The 15,129-nt window shown below is 71.9% G+C and carries 13 protein-coding genes; 10 read left to right on the top strand and 3 right to left on the bottom strand.

Translation table 11 applies throughout. The annotated features are described in order from the left end of the window. The first annotated feature begins 6 nt into the window (after positions 1–6). From DEU32_RS01650 to DEU32_RS01665, 4 genes are all read left to right on the top strand, one after another. Positions 7–1,413 carry a serine hydrolase gene (locus DEU32_RS01650; RefSeq protein WP_114849049.1) on the top strand — a complete coding sequence of 469 codons (1,407 nt, stop codon included), beginning with the start codon at positions 7–9 and terminating at the stop codon, positions 1,411–1,413. Positions 1,414–1,509: 96 nt separating this feature from the next. Continuing rightward, positions 1,510–3,033 (top strand): sensor histidine kinase, encoded by a 1,524-nt coding sequence (locus DEU32_RS01655; protein ID WP_114849050.1) that lies wholly within the window; start codon positions 1,510–1,512, stop codon positions 3,031–3,033. A gap of 39 nt (positions 3,034–3,072) precedes the next feature. Next, the gene (locus DEU32_RS01660; protein ID WP_058740426.1) at positions 3,073–3,735 is read left to right on the top strand and encodes a response regulator transcription factor; all 663 of its coding nucleotides are present in this window, start codon (positions 3,073–3,075) and stop codon (positions 3,733–3,735) included. After that, complete coding sequence (locus tag DEU32_RS01665) at positions 3,732–4,586, top strand: DMT family transporter (RefSeq protein WP_114849051.1); 855 nt, start codon at positions 3,732–3,734, stop codon at positions 4,584–4,586. The genes DEU32_RS01660 and DEU32_RS01665 overlap by 4 nt, the downstream gene beginning before the upstream one ends. Positions 4,587–4,678: 92 nt before the next feature. On the opposite strand, the gene DEU32_RS17015 is transcribed toward DEU32_RS01665, so the two are convergent. The 3 genes from DEU32_RS17015 to DEU32_RS01675 all read right to left on the bottom strand — a co-directional run bounded on the left by DEU32_RS17015 (position 4,679) and on the right by DEU32_RS01675 (position 6,452). Continuing rightward, complete coding sequence (locus DEU32_RS17015; RefSeq protein WP_174778623.1) at positions 4,679–4,831, bottom strand: hypothetical protein; 153 nt, start codon at positions 4,829–4,831, stop codon at positions 4,679–4,681. Positions 4,832–4,931: 100 nt separating this feature from the next. Further along, the gene (locus DEU32_RS01670; RefSeq protein WP_058740424.1) at positions 4,932–5,255 is read right to left on the bottom strand and encodes a hypothetical protein; all 324 of its coding nucleotides are present in this window, start codon (positions 5,253–5,255) and stop codon (positions 4,932–4,934) included. Positions 5,256–5,420: 165 nt separating this feature from the next. Further along, positions 5,421–6,452 carry a LacI family DNA-binding transcriptional regulator gene (locus DEU32_RS01675; protein ID WP_114849052.1) on the bottom strand — a complete coding sequence of 344 codons (1,032 nt, stop codon included), beginning with the start codon at positions 6,450–6,452 and terminating at the stop codon, positions 5,421–5,423. Between the two features lie 102 nt (positions 6,453–6,554). Here DEU32_RS01675 and DEU32_RS01680 point away from each other — a divergent pair, with 102 nt between their 5' ends. The 6 genes from DEU32_RS01680 (at position 6,555) to DEU32_RS01705 (ending at position 15,088) form a co-directional block, all read left to right on the top strand. After that, positions 6,555–7,850, top strand: a complete 1,296-nt coding sequence (locus tag DEU32_RS01680) for a sugar ABC transporter substrate-binding protein (protein WP_114849193.1) — start codon at positions 6,555–6,557, stop codon at positions 7,848–7,850. Beyond that, positions 7,850–8,728 (top strand): carbohydrate ABC transporter permease, encoded by an 879-nt coding sequence (locus tag DEU32_RS01685; protein ID WP_058740421.1) that lies wholly within the window; start codon positions 7,850–7,852, stop codon positions 8,726–8,728. Before DEU32_RS01680 ends, DEU32_RS01685 begins: the two co-directional genes overlap by 1 nt. Continuing rightward, positions 8,725–9,684 (top strand): carbohydrate ABC transporter permease, encoded by a 960-nt coding sequence (locus tag DEU32_RS01690; RefSeq protein ID WP_114849053.1) that lies wholly within the window; start codon positions 8,725–8,727, stop codon positions 9,682–9,684. The genes DEU32_RS01685 and DEU32_RS01690 overlap by 4 nt, the downstream gene beginning before the upstream one ends. Continuing rightward, positions 9,684–11,015: a glycosyl hydrolase gene (locus tag DEU32_RS01695; protein WP_114849054.1), complete on the top strand. Its 1,332-nt coding sequence runs from the start codon at positions 9,684–9,686 to the stop codon at positions 11,013–11,015. The genes DEU32_RS01690 and DEU32_RS01695 overlap by 1 nt, the downstream gene beginning before the upstream one ends. Before the next feature lie 39 nt (positions 11,016–11,054). Continuing rightward, complete coding sequence (locus DEU32_RS01700) at positions 11,055–14,054, top strand: glycoside hydrolase family 38 C-terminal domain-containing protein (protein WP_114849055.1); 3,000 nt, start codon at positions 11,055–11,057, stop codon at positions 14,052–14,054. A gap of 74 nt (positions 14,055–14,128) precedes the next feature. Beyond that, positions 14,129–15,088: an endo-beta-N-acetylglucosaminidase H gene (locus tag DEU32_RS01705; RefSeq protein ID WP_114849056.1), complete on the top strand. Its 960-nt coding sequence runs from the start codon at positions 14,129–14,131 to the stop codon at positions 15,086–15,088. The last annotated feature ends 41 nt before the right edge of the window (positions 15,089–15,129 follow it).

Genomic DNA, 15,129 nt, shown 5'->3' on the forward strand with positions numbered 1-15,129 from the left:
GTCGGCATGGAGAAGCGCGCCGCGTACGAGTCCGTCCTGCCCTACGTCCGCGAGTGGATCGGGTACAAGGTGTGGCAGCTCCGGCTCCCCGGGGTGCAGGTCGCCGTCGGGTTCGAGGGCGAGGAGCTGTTCGCCGGGGCGTGGGGGTACGCCGACGTCGAGGCCGGTCGTCGCCTGACCACGACGGACCGGTTCCGCATCGCGTCGCACTCGAAGACGTTCACCGCGACCGCCCTGCTGCAGCTCGCCGACGCGGGCGCGCTCCGGCTCGACGACACCGTCGGCTCGTTCGTGCCGGCCCTGGTCGACGCGGGCTCGCCGATCGCCGGCGCGACGGTGCGCGAGCTCATGGAGATGGGCGGCGGAGTCGTCCGGGACGGTGCCGACGGCGACCACTGGGCACTCGCGCACCCGTTCCCGGACGCCGAGCAGCTCGTCGCGCTCGTCGTCGAGGGCGGCGCCAAGGTGCCGGTCGGCTCGGCGTTCAACTACTCGAACCTGGGCTACGGCCTGCTCGGGCTCGTGGTCGAGGCCGTCACCGGGACCTCGTACGCCGAGCACGTCCGGGCGGCGATCACCGAGCCGCTCGGCCTCGCCCACACCGGTCCGGAGTTCGACCCCGCCCACGAGGACGCGTTCGTCGTCGGCTACACCGGCCTGCACACCGCCCGTACCCGCACGCGCGTCCCGCACGTGACGACCGGGGCGCTCGCCGCGGCCACCGGGTTCCACGGCACCGCGTCCGACCTGGTCCGGTACTTCTCCGCCCACGTCCCCGGCCGGGGCGACCTGCTCTCCGACCACGCGAAGCGGCTCGCGCAGCGGAAGGCGTGGAGCGCGCTCGACACCGATCCGGCCGCCCGCGGCTACGGTGCCGGCTTCATCGTCGACCGGATCAACGGGCGCGAGGTCCGCGGCCACTCCGGCGGCTTCCCCGGCCAGATCACCCAGTCGGTGTTCGACCCGGCCTCGTCGCTCGTCGTGTCCGTGCTGACGAGCAGCGCGACCGGGCCCGCCGGGATGCTCACGAACGGGATCGTGCACCTGCTCGACGCCGCCGCGGACGAGCACGCCGCGGGGCCGGCACTGCCCGACGACGTCGACACCTCCCGCTACGTCGGGCGCTTCACGACGTTCGAGGGCATCACCGACTTCGCCCGCGTCGGTGACCGGCTGCTCGCGATCGACCCGACGCAGCCCGTGCCGACCGAGTCCCCGGTCCGCCTCGACGTCGTCGACGCCGACACGCTGCGCATGGCTGCGGGTAACCGCTTCGGGTCGATCGACGAGCTCGTGACGTTCACGCGCGACGAGTCGGGTGCGGTCGTGTCGGTGCGCGGCGACAGCGGAATGACCCACCGCCCGTGGTCCGTCCCCGAGGAGACCCCCGAGGTCGCCGCCGCGCTCGTCTGAGACCCGCGGCCGGACCGGGGAGGGGGGGACAACCCCACCACGGGTCCGGGAGACGGCAGGATGGGACGGGAACCCGCGGTCCGCGAGGCTCGAGTCATGACCGACACCGCCCGCCTCGACCAGGCCGACACCGTCCCGCTCGACGACACGACAGCGCGCGACACCACCCCGCTCGACACGACACCGCTCGACGACACCGCACCGCAGGGAGCGACCAAGCCCATGCCCGGACAGCCACAGACAGCGCCCGCGGGGTGGTCGGCGACGCCGGCGGTGGGGCAGCCGGGCGGCGGTGGCGGCTCGGGGATGTCCGCCGGCGCGTTCTACCGGGACGCGTGGCGACGCCTTCCTCGGGACTTCGGCTACATGGCGCTCACGGCGGTGCTGCTCTGCACGCTCTACGCGGCCTTCCCGGCGGCGATCCTGGGCGGCGGCTTCCGGGACCTGTTCAACCCGTTCGTGCTCCTGATGTTCTTCGTCGCGCTGTTCGTCGCCCGCTGGGTCGGCCAGTTCGAGAAGCTCCGCATCGGTTGGGCCGACCCACGGCCGATCCGTCCGGTCGACTGGACCCCGCGCTGGCAGCAGAACTGGTGGACCCGGACCGGCTCCGCGGTCGCCAACCCGCACTACTGGCTGTACCTGCTGCACGCGGTCGTCGTGTACCCGCTCGCGGCGCTCTGCACGGTCGGCGCCGGGGCGCTCTTGATCGTCGGGTTCACGTGGCCGATCGCGGTCGGTGGCATCGCGCTCCTCAACCGGGTCGCCGCTGACTACTACAGCGGGCTCGGCGGCGCTCCGGTGCTCCTCCTCGGCCTGCTCGGACTCGTGTCGATGGCGGCGTCCGTGGTGCTGTTCCCGCTCTGGGCGCGCGGCTCGGTCCTCGCGCACTACTGGATCGACCTCGGCCTGCTCGGCGGGTTCCGCGCCGAGCAGCTCGAGCAGCGCGTCGCCGGGCTGCAGGCCTCCCGCGCCGGAGCGGTCACGGCCGAGGGGCAGGCGCTCCGCCAGATCGAGCGCGACCTGCACGACGGCCCGCAGCAGCGCCTCGTCCGGCTCCGCATGGACCTCGCGGCCGCCGAGCGTGCGATGGACCGCGACCCGGAGCAGGCCAAGCGGCTGATCGGCGAGGCCGGCGAGCACGCAAAGGACGCCCTCGACGAGCTGCGCGCCCTGTCCCGCGGCTTCGCGCCGCCGATCCTGCTCGACCGCGGGCTCGTCGCCGCGCTCGAGGCCCTGGTCGCCCGCACGCCGATCCCGGTCGGGCTCGACGTCCGCCTGCCCGAGGGACTCGAACTCGCCACGGAGATCCAGCGCAACGTGTACTTCACGGTGAGCGAGCTCCTGACGAACACGACGAAGCACGCGGGCGCCTCGACCGCCGGCGTGTACCTCGGGCTGATCGTCGACGCGTCCGGCCTCTGGTACCTCACGGTCAGCGTCACCGACGACGGCCGCGGGGGAGCCCGACCGCAGGAGGGCCACGGGCTCGAGGGGTTGGTCGGCCGCATGCGCGCCCTGGACGGCGAACTCATCGTGAACAGCCCCGACGGCGGGCCGACCGAGGCCACCGCACGGATCCCGCTCGGCGCGCTGAACGGCGTCCCGACCGTCCGCCGGTGACCGCAGGGGAGCGGCGACGCTCCCACTAGGCTGGTCGGCATGAGCGACGGCCCGGGTGCAGCACGCATCCGGGCCGTCGTCGTCGACGACGCCGTGCTCCTGCGCGAGGGACTGGCCCGCGTCCTCGACGAGGCGGGCATCGAGGTCGTCGGGCAGTACGCCGACGCCGACTCCTTCCTCGCCACGCTGCCGGATGCCGCCCCCGACGTCGTCGTGATGGACGTCCGGATGCCCCCGACCTTCACCGACGAGGGCGTCCGCGCCGCCGTCGTCACCCGACGGGTCGCCCCGCAGACCGGGGTCCTGCTGCTGTCGCAGTACGTCGAGGCCACGTACGCCGAGGACGTCCTCGCCGCCGGCGCCACCGGCATCGGGTACCTGCTCAAGGACCGCGTCACCCGGCTCGAGGAGATCGACGACGCCGTGCGCCGCATCGCCGCCGGCGGCACCGTGCTCGACCCCGAGGTCGTGACGCAGCTCATGAGCCGTCGACGCAACCCGCTCGAGGCGCTGACCCCGCGGGAGCGCGACGTCCTCGGGCTGATGGCCGAGGGACGCACGAACGCCGCCATCGCCCGAGCGCTCGTCATCGGCACCGGCGCGGTCGAGAAGCACGTGACGAGCATCTTCGGCAAGCTCGCGCTCGAGGACACCGGCGAGGACCACCGCCGCGTCCTCGCCGTCCTCGCCTACCTCGGATGACGACGCGGGTCCCCGCGCCGCTCCTGGCGCTCGCGGCGATGGTGTCCGTGCAGCTCGGGGCCGCGATCGCCAAGACGCGCTTCGACGAGGTCGGCTCGGTCGGCGCCGCGACCCTGCGCCTGGTGATCGGCGCCCTCGTGCTCGCGCTCGTCGTCCGCCCGCGCGTGCGGCACTGGACCCGCGCGCAGTGGACGGCCGCGGTCCTGCTCGGCCTGGCGCTCGGCGGCATGAACGTCTTCATCTACGTGGCGTTCGCGACCATCCCGATCGGTGTCGCGGTGACGATCGAGTTCCTCGGGCCACTCGTCCTGTCGCTCGCGCACACCCGTCGCTGGCGGGACGTGTCGTGGGCCGTGCTCGCGCTCGCCGGCGTCGTGCTGCTCGGCGTCGGACCGACGGCCGTGACCGCGGTTGCCGGCGTCGCCGCAGCCGTCGCGGCGGCGGTGTGCTGGGCCGGCTACATCGTGATGAACCAGCGCGTCGGGGCGGCGATCCCCGGCATCGACGGCCTGGCGGTGTCGATGGTCGTCGCGATGCTCGTCTCCCTCCCGTTCGGACTGCACTCCGCCGCGGCCGGTGTGGTCGACGACCCGACGCTGCTGCTCGTCTTCGCGGGCGTCGCCCTGCTGTCGAGCGTGCTGCCCTACGCGCTCGAGATGGCGGCGCTCCGCCGGATGGTGACCCGCGTGTTCGGCGTGCTGCAGAGCCTCGGTCCCGCGATCGCCGCGCTCGCGGGACTCCTGGTCCTGCGCGAGGCGCTCTCGGTGCAGGAGGTCGTGGCGCTGGCCTGCGTGACCGCGGCGAGCATCGGGGTGACCCTGTCGGGACGTCGCCGCCGAGCCGTTCCCTGACGGCGGCGAGCCGACCGGCGGAGCCGTGACGCGCCTCCAGGCCGTTCCCGACCACTGGACGCGCCACGACCCGCCTCCGGGTCGGCCGCCGACTACTCGGCGCTGAGGAAGTCCGCGTAGGTGGGTTCCGACTGCTCGACCGCCAGGAGCGCCGGGTCGTTGATCCGGCGTTCGACGTAGGCGGCGATGACCTCCGGCGGAGTGAGCACGTGGGCGACCCAGGACGGCACGTCGCGTTGGTTCACGGTGGGCCTCCTTCCTGTCGTTCGTCCGTCGAACCACTTGATCGGTGAGTAGTTCGGCGAGGCGGGGTTCCCGGAACGATCCTCGGATCGGGTCCGGATGTCAATGCGGTGCGTTCCCTGGATGCCGTTCGGCGCGGTCCGTCCGCAGCGCGCGGTGCTTGACCGCTGAGCGCCAGACCCAGGCGTCGGCCTGCTGCCCGAACTGCGCCCACTCGACGTGCACGGCGTCCCGCGTCCAGCTCGACGCGAAGCCCTTGACCCGGATGTGGAAGGTCGGGAACTGGATCCACGCCCAGACCGGGACGGGCGTCACCGCGTGGCAGACGTCGGGCCCGCGCGCTTCCTCGGACAGCGAGTAGGCGCGCGGACGCTCGACCTCCGGGTGTTCCGGGGGCTGCCACCGGTTCTCGCGACGCCGTCCCACGACGGTATTCGAACGTGTGTTCGAACGTGCGTCAAGTCCGCCGCGCGGTCGCTGCGCACCTCGACTCGGCCGCGGGCGTGTCGGGGTGCGCCACGCGGACGCTGCGCGCCCGGACCGGGCCGTGGGCGTGTCGGGGCGCGCAGCGCAGCCACCGGGTCACCGGCGTCAGGTGGCCGCGCGGCCCGTCGACTCGCGCACGCTCAGGGTCAGCGACGGTCCGGGCCGGGACGGCAGGGGAGCCGGGGCGTCGATCTGCTCGCGCAGCAGCACCGCGGCGCGCTGCCCGAGCTCGACGGTGTCGCGCGTCAGCGAGGTGATCGCGGGACGGACGAGCCGGATCATCGCGGAGTCGTCGAACGACACGATCGACACGGCCCCCGGCACCGCGACGCCCATCTCGCTCGCGACACCGAGACCCGCGACGGCGAGCACGTCGTTGTCGTACACGATCGCCGTCGGTCGCACCGCGCGGGACAGCAGTGCACGGGTGGCCCGGGCGCCCTCGTCCGCGGAGTAGTCGGTGGGGATCGACACGGTGTCCTCGAGCCCGGCGTCCGCCGCGAAGGCCCGGAGTCGCTCGACCCGCATGGCCGTGTGCTCGAACTCCGGCCGACCGGAGACGTGCGCGATCCGCCGGTGCCCGAGCGCGTGCAGGTACCGCAGCACGGTGTCCGTCGCGTCCGAGTCGTCGATCCACACGCTCGGGGCGGCGCCGTCCGGCGAGGGGTGCGAGCCGACGACCACCGTGGGCATGCCGAGCTCCGCGAGCAGGGTCAGACGCTCGTCGTCGCGACGCGGGTCGATCACGACGACGCCGTCCACCCGGTGCCCGCGCCACCAGTCGCGGTAGGTCGTGAGCTCCTCGGCCGCGTCCCGGGCGACGAGCAGGGTCATGCCGACGTGGGTCCCGGCGAGCCCGAGCTGGATCCCCGAGATGAGGTCGCCGAAGAACGACTCGGTGCCGAGCGTCCGTGCCGGGCGGTTCAGCACGAAGCCGATCGACCCGGCGCGGGCGCCACCGAGGGCGCGGGCGGCGGTGTGCGGTTGCCAGTCGAGTTCGCGGGCGATCTCCTGCACGCGGCGGCGGGTCTCGGCGGACACCCCCGGCCGGTCGTTGAGCGCGAACGACACCGCGCTGATGGACACCCCGGCGCGTGCGGCGATGTCGGCGATGGTCGTGCGACGTCTGCTGGCCACGGGGTTGACTATAGCGCTTTAGTCATGAACAGTGGCAGCCACACGCCGGTTCGGCACCACCAACTGAACCGCTTGAGCACGATGACGAAGGAGTCGGTTGCGATGAGGACCACCACACGGGTGACGAGGGGCCGCGCGGCAGCGCTGCTCGCGACGGCGGCGGCGACCGCCCTCGTCCTGACGGGCTGCTCGAGCGGCAGCAGCGGCGCGAGCGGCGGCGGGAGCGGGGCGATCGACGGGACGATCACCCTGCAGACGTGGGCGCTCACGCCGACGTACACGGACTACCTGCAGGGCGTCATCTCGGCGTTCGAGAAGGAGCACCCGAAGGCGACCGTGAAGCTCCAGGACCAGCCGGGCGACGGCTACGCCGACAAGGTGCTCAGCCAGGCGTCGTCGAACAGCCTGCCCGACGTGGTCAACCTGCCGCCGGACATCGCGCTGCCGCTCGCGAAGCGGGGCTTCCTGCAGGACGTGTCGAAGGACGACAGCAAGCTCGGCAGCACGTACGTCGCCGGCGCACTGGACTCGTACCGGTACAAGGGGCTCGATGGCACGTACGGCTACCCCTGGTACCTCAACACGGACGTCGACTACTGGAACAAGACGATGTTCGACAAGTGCGGCCTCGACGCGGACAACCCGCCGAAGACCACCGACGAGCTGTTCACGCAGGCCAGGACGATGCACAGCAACTGCCCGGACGACTACCTGATGAGCCGGAAGCCCGGACTCGGTGACCTCACGCTCGCCGGGGTCAAGGTGCTGAACTCGGACGGCACGAAGTTCACCTTCGCCGACTCGTCGAAGGCCGTCGACCTGATCGACCGCTACAAGGAGGCGTACCAGGACGGCTACATGCCCTCGACCGTCCTGAACAGCGACTACCTCGGCAACTCGACGCTGTTCACGCAGCAGAAGGTCGCGTGGACGACCGGCGGCGCGACGGCGCTCTCGGACATGATCAAGAACAACCCGTCGCTCAAGGGCAACGTCGTGGTCAGCCCGGCGCTCGACACCCCGCCGCTGTACGTGCAGGGCCTGTCGGTGTCGAGCAAGTCGAAGCACCTCGCCACGGCCGAGGCGTTCGCGCAGTTCATGACGAACGCGAAGAACCAGGAGGCGTTCGCCCACCAGGTGAACATCTTCCCGTCGACCACGTCGTCGCAGTCCGACCCGTACTTCTCGAAGGACGACGGCACCGTGAACGGCACGGCACGCGTCCTCGCGAACGAGGCCCTGAAGCAGGCGAAGGTGCTCAACCCGGTCGAGGCGAACTCCGCGATGACGGACTTCCTCGACCAGCAGATCGCCCTCGCCATGAAGGGGCAGGTCGCGCCGGGGCAGGCCCTGCAGACCGCGCAGGACAAGATGAACTCGCTCCTGGCCAACGGCTGATGCGCGCCAACCGCTGGTTCACGCCCTGGCTGCTCGTCCTGCCGGCCCTCGTCTGGCTCCTCGCGTTCAGCCTGTGGCCGTCGATCAACACCGTCCGGTTGTCGTTCACGAACGCCAGCCCGCTGGGGGGCGTGAGCCAGTGGGTGGGCTTCCGGAACTTCGAGACCCTGCTCGCCGACCCACAGGTGTGGGAGGCGCTGCTCAACAGCGTCGTCTACATGGCGGTCTGCCTGCCGCTCCTGACGATCGGCCCGCTGCTCATCGCGGTGCTCGTGCAGCAGAAGCTCCCCGGCATCGCGTTCTTCCGGACCGCGTTCTACACGCCGGTGATCGCGAGCGCGGTCGTGGTCGGGCTCATCTGGACCTGGATCCTCGACGACCGCGGTGTCGTCAACGAGATGGCGCAGGCGCTCGGCGTCGTGCAGGGCGCGATCCCGTTCCTGACCGACCGGTGGCTGCTGCTGTTCAGCGCGATCAGCCTGACCGTCTGGAAGGGCCTCGGGTACTACATGATCATCTTCCTGGCGGCACTCGGGAACGTCGGCAAGGACCTGCACGAGGCCGCCGCGCTCGACGGCGCCGGGGCGGTGCGCCGGTTCTGGTCGGTCACGGTCCCGGGGGTCCGGGGCACCATGACGCTCGTCGGGATCCTGGTCTGCGTCAGTGCGCTCCGGGTGTTCAGCGAGCTCTACATCCTCACCAACGGCACCGGCGGTCCGGGCGGGCAGGACAACTCGCTCGTCATGCTCATCCAGCAGTACGCCCGCGGGTTCACCGGCAACCTCGGCTACGCGTCCGCCCTGAGCCTGCTGCTCTTCGTGGTCACGCTCCTGCCGATGCTCGCCCTCGCCCGCATGAACAGCAAGGCCGACAAGTGACGAACACGACCAGCACGACCGAACCGGCCCTCGGCGGCGCCGCGGGCGCAGCCGTACCCGCACCGGACCTGACCGGCGCGACGGACGGACGCCGGGCCCGGCCCCCGCGTCGCCGCCGCGCGGTCTGGGGCGTCATGTCCACCCGCGAGAAGGTCGTCCGCTACGTCCTGCTCGTCGTCGTGCTGTTCATCACGATCGGGCCGTTCCTCTGGCAGCTCTCGACGTCGCTCAAGGGCGCCGGCGAGGACATCTACACGGCGAACCCGTCGTTCATCCCGTCCGAGCCGACGATCGAGAACTACCTCAAGGTCGCGGCGGCGATCCCGGTCTGGCGGTACATCGGCAACTCGGTGCTCGTCGCCGCGATCGACGTCGTCGGGAACATCGTGTTCGCGACGCTCGCCGGCTTCGCCCTGGCCCGACTGCAGTGGCGGTTCCGGAAGCTCGTGCTCGGCCTGTTCCTCGCGACGCTCGTGCTCCCCGGCGAGGCCACGATCATCAGCCAGTTCGTCACCGTGAAGGACCTCGGCCTGGCCGACAACCTGGTCGGCGTCGCCCTGCCCGGGATGATCGCGGCGCTCAACGTCCTGCTCATGTTCAACGCGTTCCGGCAGATCCCCGAGGAGATCGACCAGGCGGCCGTCGTCGACGGCGCGAACGCGATGCAGCGCCTGCGGTACATCTCGCTGCCCGCCGTGCAGGGCACGATCGCCGTGATCGCGATCTTCTCGTTCATCGGGGCGTGGGACGACTTCCTGTGGCCGCTCATCGTCCTGCAGTCCCCGCAGAACCTCACGCTGACCGTGGGGCTGCAGTACCTGCAGGGCACGTTCGCCACCGACCAGCGGATGATCGCCGCCGGCACGATGATCGCCTTCATCCCGATCGCCGTGGTCTTCGCCGTCCTGCAGCGCTTCTTCTTCAAGGGAGTGGAAGAGGGCGGGGTGAAGGGCTGATGCGCTTCGGCGTCAACCACACGCCGTCGGTCGGGTGGTTCCACTCGTGGCTCGACTTCTCGCCGTCGGACACCGCCAGGGACCTCGAGCAGATCGCGTCGCTCGGTGCGGACCACGTGCGGATCTTCCCCCTGTGGCCGGTCGTGCAGCCGAACCGGACGATGATCCGGCAGCGGGCGCTCGCCGACGTCGCGACCGTCGTCGACATCGCCGGGTCGTTCGGGCTCGACGTGAACGTCGACGCCCTGCAGGGACACCTGTCGAGCTTCGACTTCGTGCCGGCCTGGCTCGACACCTGGCACCGCCGCAACCTGTTCACCGACCCGGACGTCGTCGCCTCGACCGCCGCCTACGTCGAGGCGCTCGCCCGGACCGTCGCTGACCGGCCGAACCTGCTCGGCATCACGATCGGCAACGAGGTGAACCAGTTCGCGCACGCACCGCACCCCGCGCCCTTCGGCGTGACCGCCGAGCAGGGGCACGCATGGGCGGCGACGATGGTCGCCGCCGCCCGGCGGGGCCTGGGGACGGACGGGGGACGCGGACTGGAGGCACGGCGCGGGTCCGCCCCGCTGGTCACCGTCGCGCAGTACGACGCGGCCTGGTACGACGACGCGCAGCCCTTCGGCCCGGAGCACGCGGCGGACCACGGTGACGCGACGGTCACGCACTCGTGGGTGTTCAACGGCGCGGCGCAGCTCCACGGCGCCCTCGGACCCGGTTCGGTGCGGCACGGCGAGTACCTGCTGCAGCTCGCCGCGGCCTGGAACCGGGACCCGCACCGGTCGAACTGGTTGCAGGAGGTCGGCGCCCCGACGAACGTCGTCCCGCCCGCCGACGCCGCGTCCTTCACCGAGCAGACCATCCGACACGTCCTCGGGGCGCAGGACGTGCTCGGCGTGACGTGGTGGTGCTCGCACGACGTCGCCCGGTCCCTCGCCGACTTCCCCGAGCTCGAGTACGACCTCGGGCTGTTCACGAACGACGGTCGGCGGAAGCCCGCGGGTGAGGCGTTCGCCGCCCTCGCTCGATCTGCGACCGGGTCGCCGGCCGCACCGCCCGCCACCGGGATCGTCCTCGACGACGTCGGGCCGGACGGTGCACCGCGCCCCGGCGTCCGCGCCGACTGTGCCCCAGGCGGCCGGTTCGCGGCCGCCTGGCTCGCACGCGCCGAGGCCGCGCCGGACGGCCGTGGCCCGCAGGTGCTGCTGCGCTCCCGGCTCCACGACGACGTCCTGCGCGCAGCGCGCGGCATCACGACGATCGAGCACGTGCCCGACGGCCTGGACGGCACCGTCCTCGCCGTCGCCCACCCCGCCACCGGCGCCTGACCGCCCGACCTCCCACACCGCTCCACCCGGAAGGACCCCATGCACGACGACATCCCCCTCACCACCGGACGCGCCCGACGGGTCCTCGACGAGCGCATCCTGCCGGCCGTGCACGCCACGTCGGTCCCGCTCGAGGTCGCCTGGCACGAGCTGCCGGGGGAGCCGGTCCCGCCCGCCGAGGGGCTCGCGCTCGACTGGACGCCGTACGAGGTCGGGACGCCGTGGGGCGCCGCGTGGGGGACGACCTGGTTCCGCCTGACCGGGACCGTGCCGGCGGCGTACGCCGGGCAGCGTGTCGAGGCGGTCGTCGACCTCGGCTTCGACAAGAACATGCCGGGCTTCCAGTGCGAGGGGCTCGTGTACCGCGCCGACGGGACCCCGGTGAAGTCGATCAACCCCCGGAACCAGTGGGTGCTCGTCACCGAGCGCGCCGAGGGCGGGGAGACGGTCGAGCTGTTCGTCGAGGCGGCGTCGAACCCCGTCCTGCTCGACTACCACCCCTTCCTGCCGACGCAGGAGGGCGACGTGCAGACCTCGTCGTCGAAGCGCCTCTACACGAGCCGCCGGATGGACCTCGCGGTGTTCGCGTCCGAGGTGCACGAGCTGTCGCTCGACCTCGAGGTGCTGCTCGAACTCCAGGCCCAGCTCCCCGACGGGCCGCGGCGGATGCGGATCCTGCAGGCGCTCGACGACGCCCTGGACCGCCTCGACCTGCAGCGCATCGCCGAGACCGCCGCGGACGCCCGGGCAGCCCTGGTCGACGTCCTCGCCGCCCCGGCCGAGGCGTCCGCGCACACCGTCTCGGCGATCGGCCACGCGCACATCGACTCCGCATGGCTCTGGCCGGTGCGCGAGACGATCCGCAAGGTCGCCAGGACCACGTCGACGATGACCGAGCTCATCGACCAGACCGACGACTTCCTGTACGGCATGTCCAGCGCGCAGCAGTACGCCTGGATCAAGGAGCACCGCCCCGAGGTGTACGCCCGGGTCCGGGACGCCGTGGCCGCCGGACGGTTCCTGCCCCTCGGCGGGATGTGGGTCGAGTCGGACACCGTGATGCCGACGGGCGAGAGCATCGTGCGGCAGTTCTCCCAGGGGCAGCGGTTCTTCGAGCGCGAGTTCGGGATCCGTCCGAAGGGCGTCTGGCTGCCGGACAGTTTCGGGTACTCGCCGGCCCTGCCGCAGCTCATGCGCCGTGCCGGGTTCGAGTGGTTCTTCACGCAGAAGATCTCGTGGAACCAGGTGAACAAGTTCCCGCACCACACGTTCCTCTGGGAGGGCATCGACGGCTCGCGCGTGTTCTCGCACTTCCCGTCGATGGACACGTACAACTCGCGGCTCTCCGGCGAGGAGATCGCGAAGGCCTCCCGGCAGTTCCGCGAGAACCGCCTGGCCTCCGGCTCGATCGCCCCCGTCGGGTGGGGCGACGGTGGCGGCGGCACCACGCGAGAGATGACCGGCACGGCCGCGCGGCTCGCCGACCTCGAGGGCAGCGCGAAGGTCCGGTGGGAGCACCCGGACGCGTTCTTCGACCGGGCGAAGTCCGAGCTCGTGGACCCGCCCGTGTGGGTGGGGGAGCTGTACCTCGAGCTGCACCGGGCGACCTTGACCAGCCAGCACCGGACGAAGCAGGGCAACCGCCGGTGCGAGCAGCTGCTGCTCGAGGCCGAGCTCTGGGCGACGACCGCGGCGGCCCGCACCGATTTCGCGTACCCGTACGACGAACTCGACGCCCTCTGGCAGCAGGTCCTGCTGCAGCAGTTCCACGACATCCTGCCCGGCACCTCGATCGCCTGGGTGCACCGCGAGGCGGTGGCGAAGTACGCCGAGACGGCCGCCGCGCTGACCGCGATCACCGAGTGCGCGCTGGCGGCGCTCGCCGGTCCGGGTGACGTACCGGTCGTCGTCAACCCGGCCCCGTTCCTCCAGGCCGGCGCACCCGCGCTGGGGGCGACCACCGCGGCCGACGTGCCGGCGGCGACCCCGGTGTCGTTGACCGAGCGGGAGGGCGGGTGGGTGCTCGCCAACGAACTGGTGCGGGTCGTCGTCGACGCGCGCGGACTCGTCACGAGCGCGGTCGACCTGTCGACCGGGCGCGACGCGATCGCGCCCGGCCGCGTCGCGAACCTGCTGCAGCTGCACCAGGACTTCCCGAACATGTGGGACGCGTGGGACGTCGACCGCTACTACCGCAACCGCGTCGAGGACCTGACCGACGTCACCGGGCTGCGCGCCGCAGTCGACGACACCGGTGCCGCCCGGGTGGTCGTCGAGCGGGCGTTCGGCGACTCGACCGTGACGCAGGAGATCGTCCTGGCGCCCGGCTCCCGGACGCTCGAGTTCGACCAGGTCACCGACTGGCACGAGACCGAGAAGTTCCTCAAGGTGGCGTTCCCGCTCGACGTCCGCGCCGAGCACACCGTCGCCGAGACGCAGTTCGGCGCGCAGAAGCGCGTGACGCACACGAACACGTCGTGGGAGGCCGCGAAGTTCGAGACCTCGATGCACCGCTACGTCCTCGTCGAGGAGCCCGGCTTCGGGGTGGCCCTGGTCAACGACTCGATCCACGGCTTCGACACCACCCGCGACGCCGTCGAGGGCCACGTCACCACGACCGTCCGGCTCTCGCTGCTGCGCGCACCGCGGTTCCCGGACCCGGAGACCGATCAGGGCGTGCAGACGCACCGCTACGGCCTCGTCGTCGGGACCGACCAGCTCGGGGCGACGGCGGCCGGCGTCGTGATGAACGCCGGCGCCCGCACGGTGACCGGCGGGCACGGCTTCGCGCCGCTCGTGCGGGTCTCCGGCGACGTCGTCCTGTCGAGCGTCAAGCTCGCCGACGACCGCTCGGGCGACCTGGTCGTCCGCGTGTACGAGCCCGCTGGGCGCCGGGGGACCGGCGGCATCGCCGTGGACGGACCCTTCGGCGACCCGACCGAGGTGACGCTGCTCGAGGAACCACTCGCGGCGATCGACCCGTCCGGGTTCGCCGTCGACGCCTACGAGGTGCGCACCGTCCGGTTCGCGCGCGCCTGACCACCGCTCGCAGTCCCACCAGCGGTCGCAGTCCCACCAGCGGTCGCAGTCCCACCAGTTCGAGGAGGAACGAGATGAAGCACTCAACGAAGCTCGGGATCGTCGCGGCGCTCGCCGCGGCGCTCGCCGTCCCGATGGTCCCGGCGGCCGCGTCCGCCGCACCGTCGCCCACCGGCCTGTCCCACGGTGTCGGGGCATCCCGCGGGGTCGGGCACGGCAAGCAGCCGCACGCCGCCCCGACGAAGGACGGGCCGACGAGCATCGCCTACGTCGAGGTCAACAACGACCAGCTCGCGAACGTCGGCCGTTACACACTCGCCGACGGCGCGAACGCGTTCGACGTGGCGATCATCTTCGCCGCGAACATCAACTGGGACGGGTCGAAGGCCGTCCTGTACGACAACGAGAACGTGCAGCGCACGCTCGACGACGCCGCGACCCAGATCCGGCCGCTGCAGGCGAAGGGCATCAAGGTCTCGCTGTCGATCCTCGGCAACCACCAGGGCGCCGGCATCGCGAACTTCCCGACGCAGGCCGCCGCGGAGGACTTCGCCGCCCAGGTGTCCGCGACCGTCGCGAAGTACGGGCTCGACGGCGTCGACCTCGACGACGAGTACTCCGACTACGGCACGAACGGCACCCCGCAGCCGAACCAGCAGTCCATCGGTTGGCTCATCAGCGCCCTGCGCGCCGACATGCCCGGCAAGCTCGTCTCGTTCTACGACATCGGCCCGGCGTCCGACGCGCTGTCCTCGTCGAGCCCGGCGATCGGGTCGCAGCTCGACTACGCCTGGAACCCCTACTACGGCACGTACTCGGCGCCGTCGATCCCCGGGCTCGGGAAGTCGCGGCTGTCGGCGGCAGCGGTCGACATCCAGAACACCCCGCAGTCGACGGCGGTGTCCCTGGCCCAGCGGACGAAGGCTGACGGCTACGGCGTCTTCATGACGTACAACCTGCCCGACGGCGACGTCTCGCCGTACGTGTCGTCGTTCACGCAGGTGCTCTACGGGCAGGCCGCGTCGTACCGCTGACCTCGCCTCCGCACGGCGGCCCGCGCCCCGCGCTCCCCGGC

It is taken from the genome of Curtobacterium sp. AG1037 (assembly GCF_003349855.1).
In the GTDB taxonomy this organism is placed as follows: Bacteria; Actinomycetota; Actinomycetes; order Actinomycetales; family Microbacteriaceae; genus Curtobacterium; species Curtobacterium citreum.

Coding starts and splice junctions, on each gene's coding strand:
- DEU32_RS01655 (WP_114849050.1), top strand. CDS start 1,510: ATGACCGACACCGCCCGCCTCGACCAGGCCGACACCGTCCCGCTCGAC.
- DEU32_RS01650 (WP_114849049.1), top strand. CDS start 7: ATGGAGAAGCGCGCCGCGTACGAGTCCGTCCTGCCCTACGTCCGCGAG.
- DEU32_RS01700 (WP_114849055.1), top strand. CDS start 11,055: ATGCACGACGACATCCCCCTCACCACCGGACGCGCCCGACGGGTCCTC.
- DEU32_RS01695 (WP_114849054.1), top strand. CDS start 9,684: ATGCGCTTCGGCGTCAACCACACGCCGTCGGTCGGGTGGTTCCACTCG.
- DEU32_RS01665 (WP_114849051.1), top strand. CDS start 3,732: ATGACGACGCGGGTCCCCGCGCCGCTCCTGGCGCTCGCGGCGATGGTG.
- DEU32_RS01680 (WP_114849193.1), top strand. CDS start 6,555: ATGAGGACCACCACACGGGTGACGAGGGGCCGCGCGGCAGCGCTGCTC.
- DEU32_RS01705 (WP_114849056.1), top strand. CDS start 14,129: ATGAAGCACTCAACGAAGCTCGGGATCGTCGCGGCGCTCGCCGCGGCG.
- DEU32_RS01685 (WP_058740421.1), top strand. CDS start 7,850: ATGCGCGCCAACCGCTGGTTCACGCCCTGGCTGCTCGTCCTGCCGGCC.
- DEU32_RS01660 (WP_058740426.1), top strand. CDS start 3,073: ATGAGCGACGGCCCGGGTGCAGCACGCATCCGGGCCGTCGTCGTCGAC.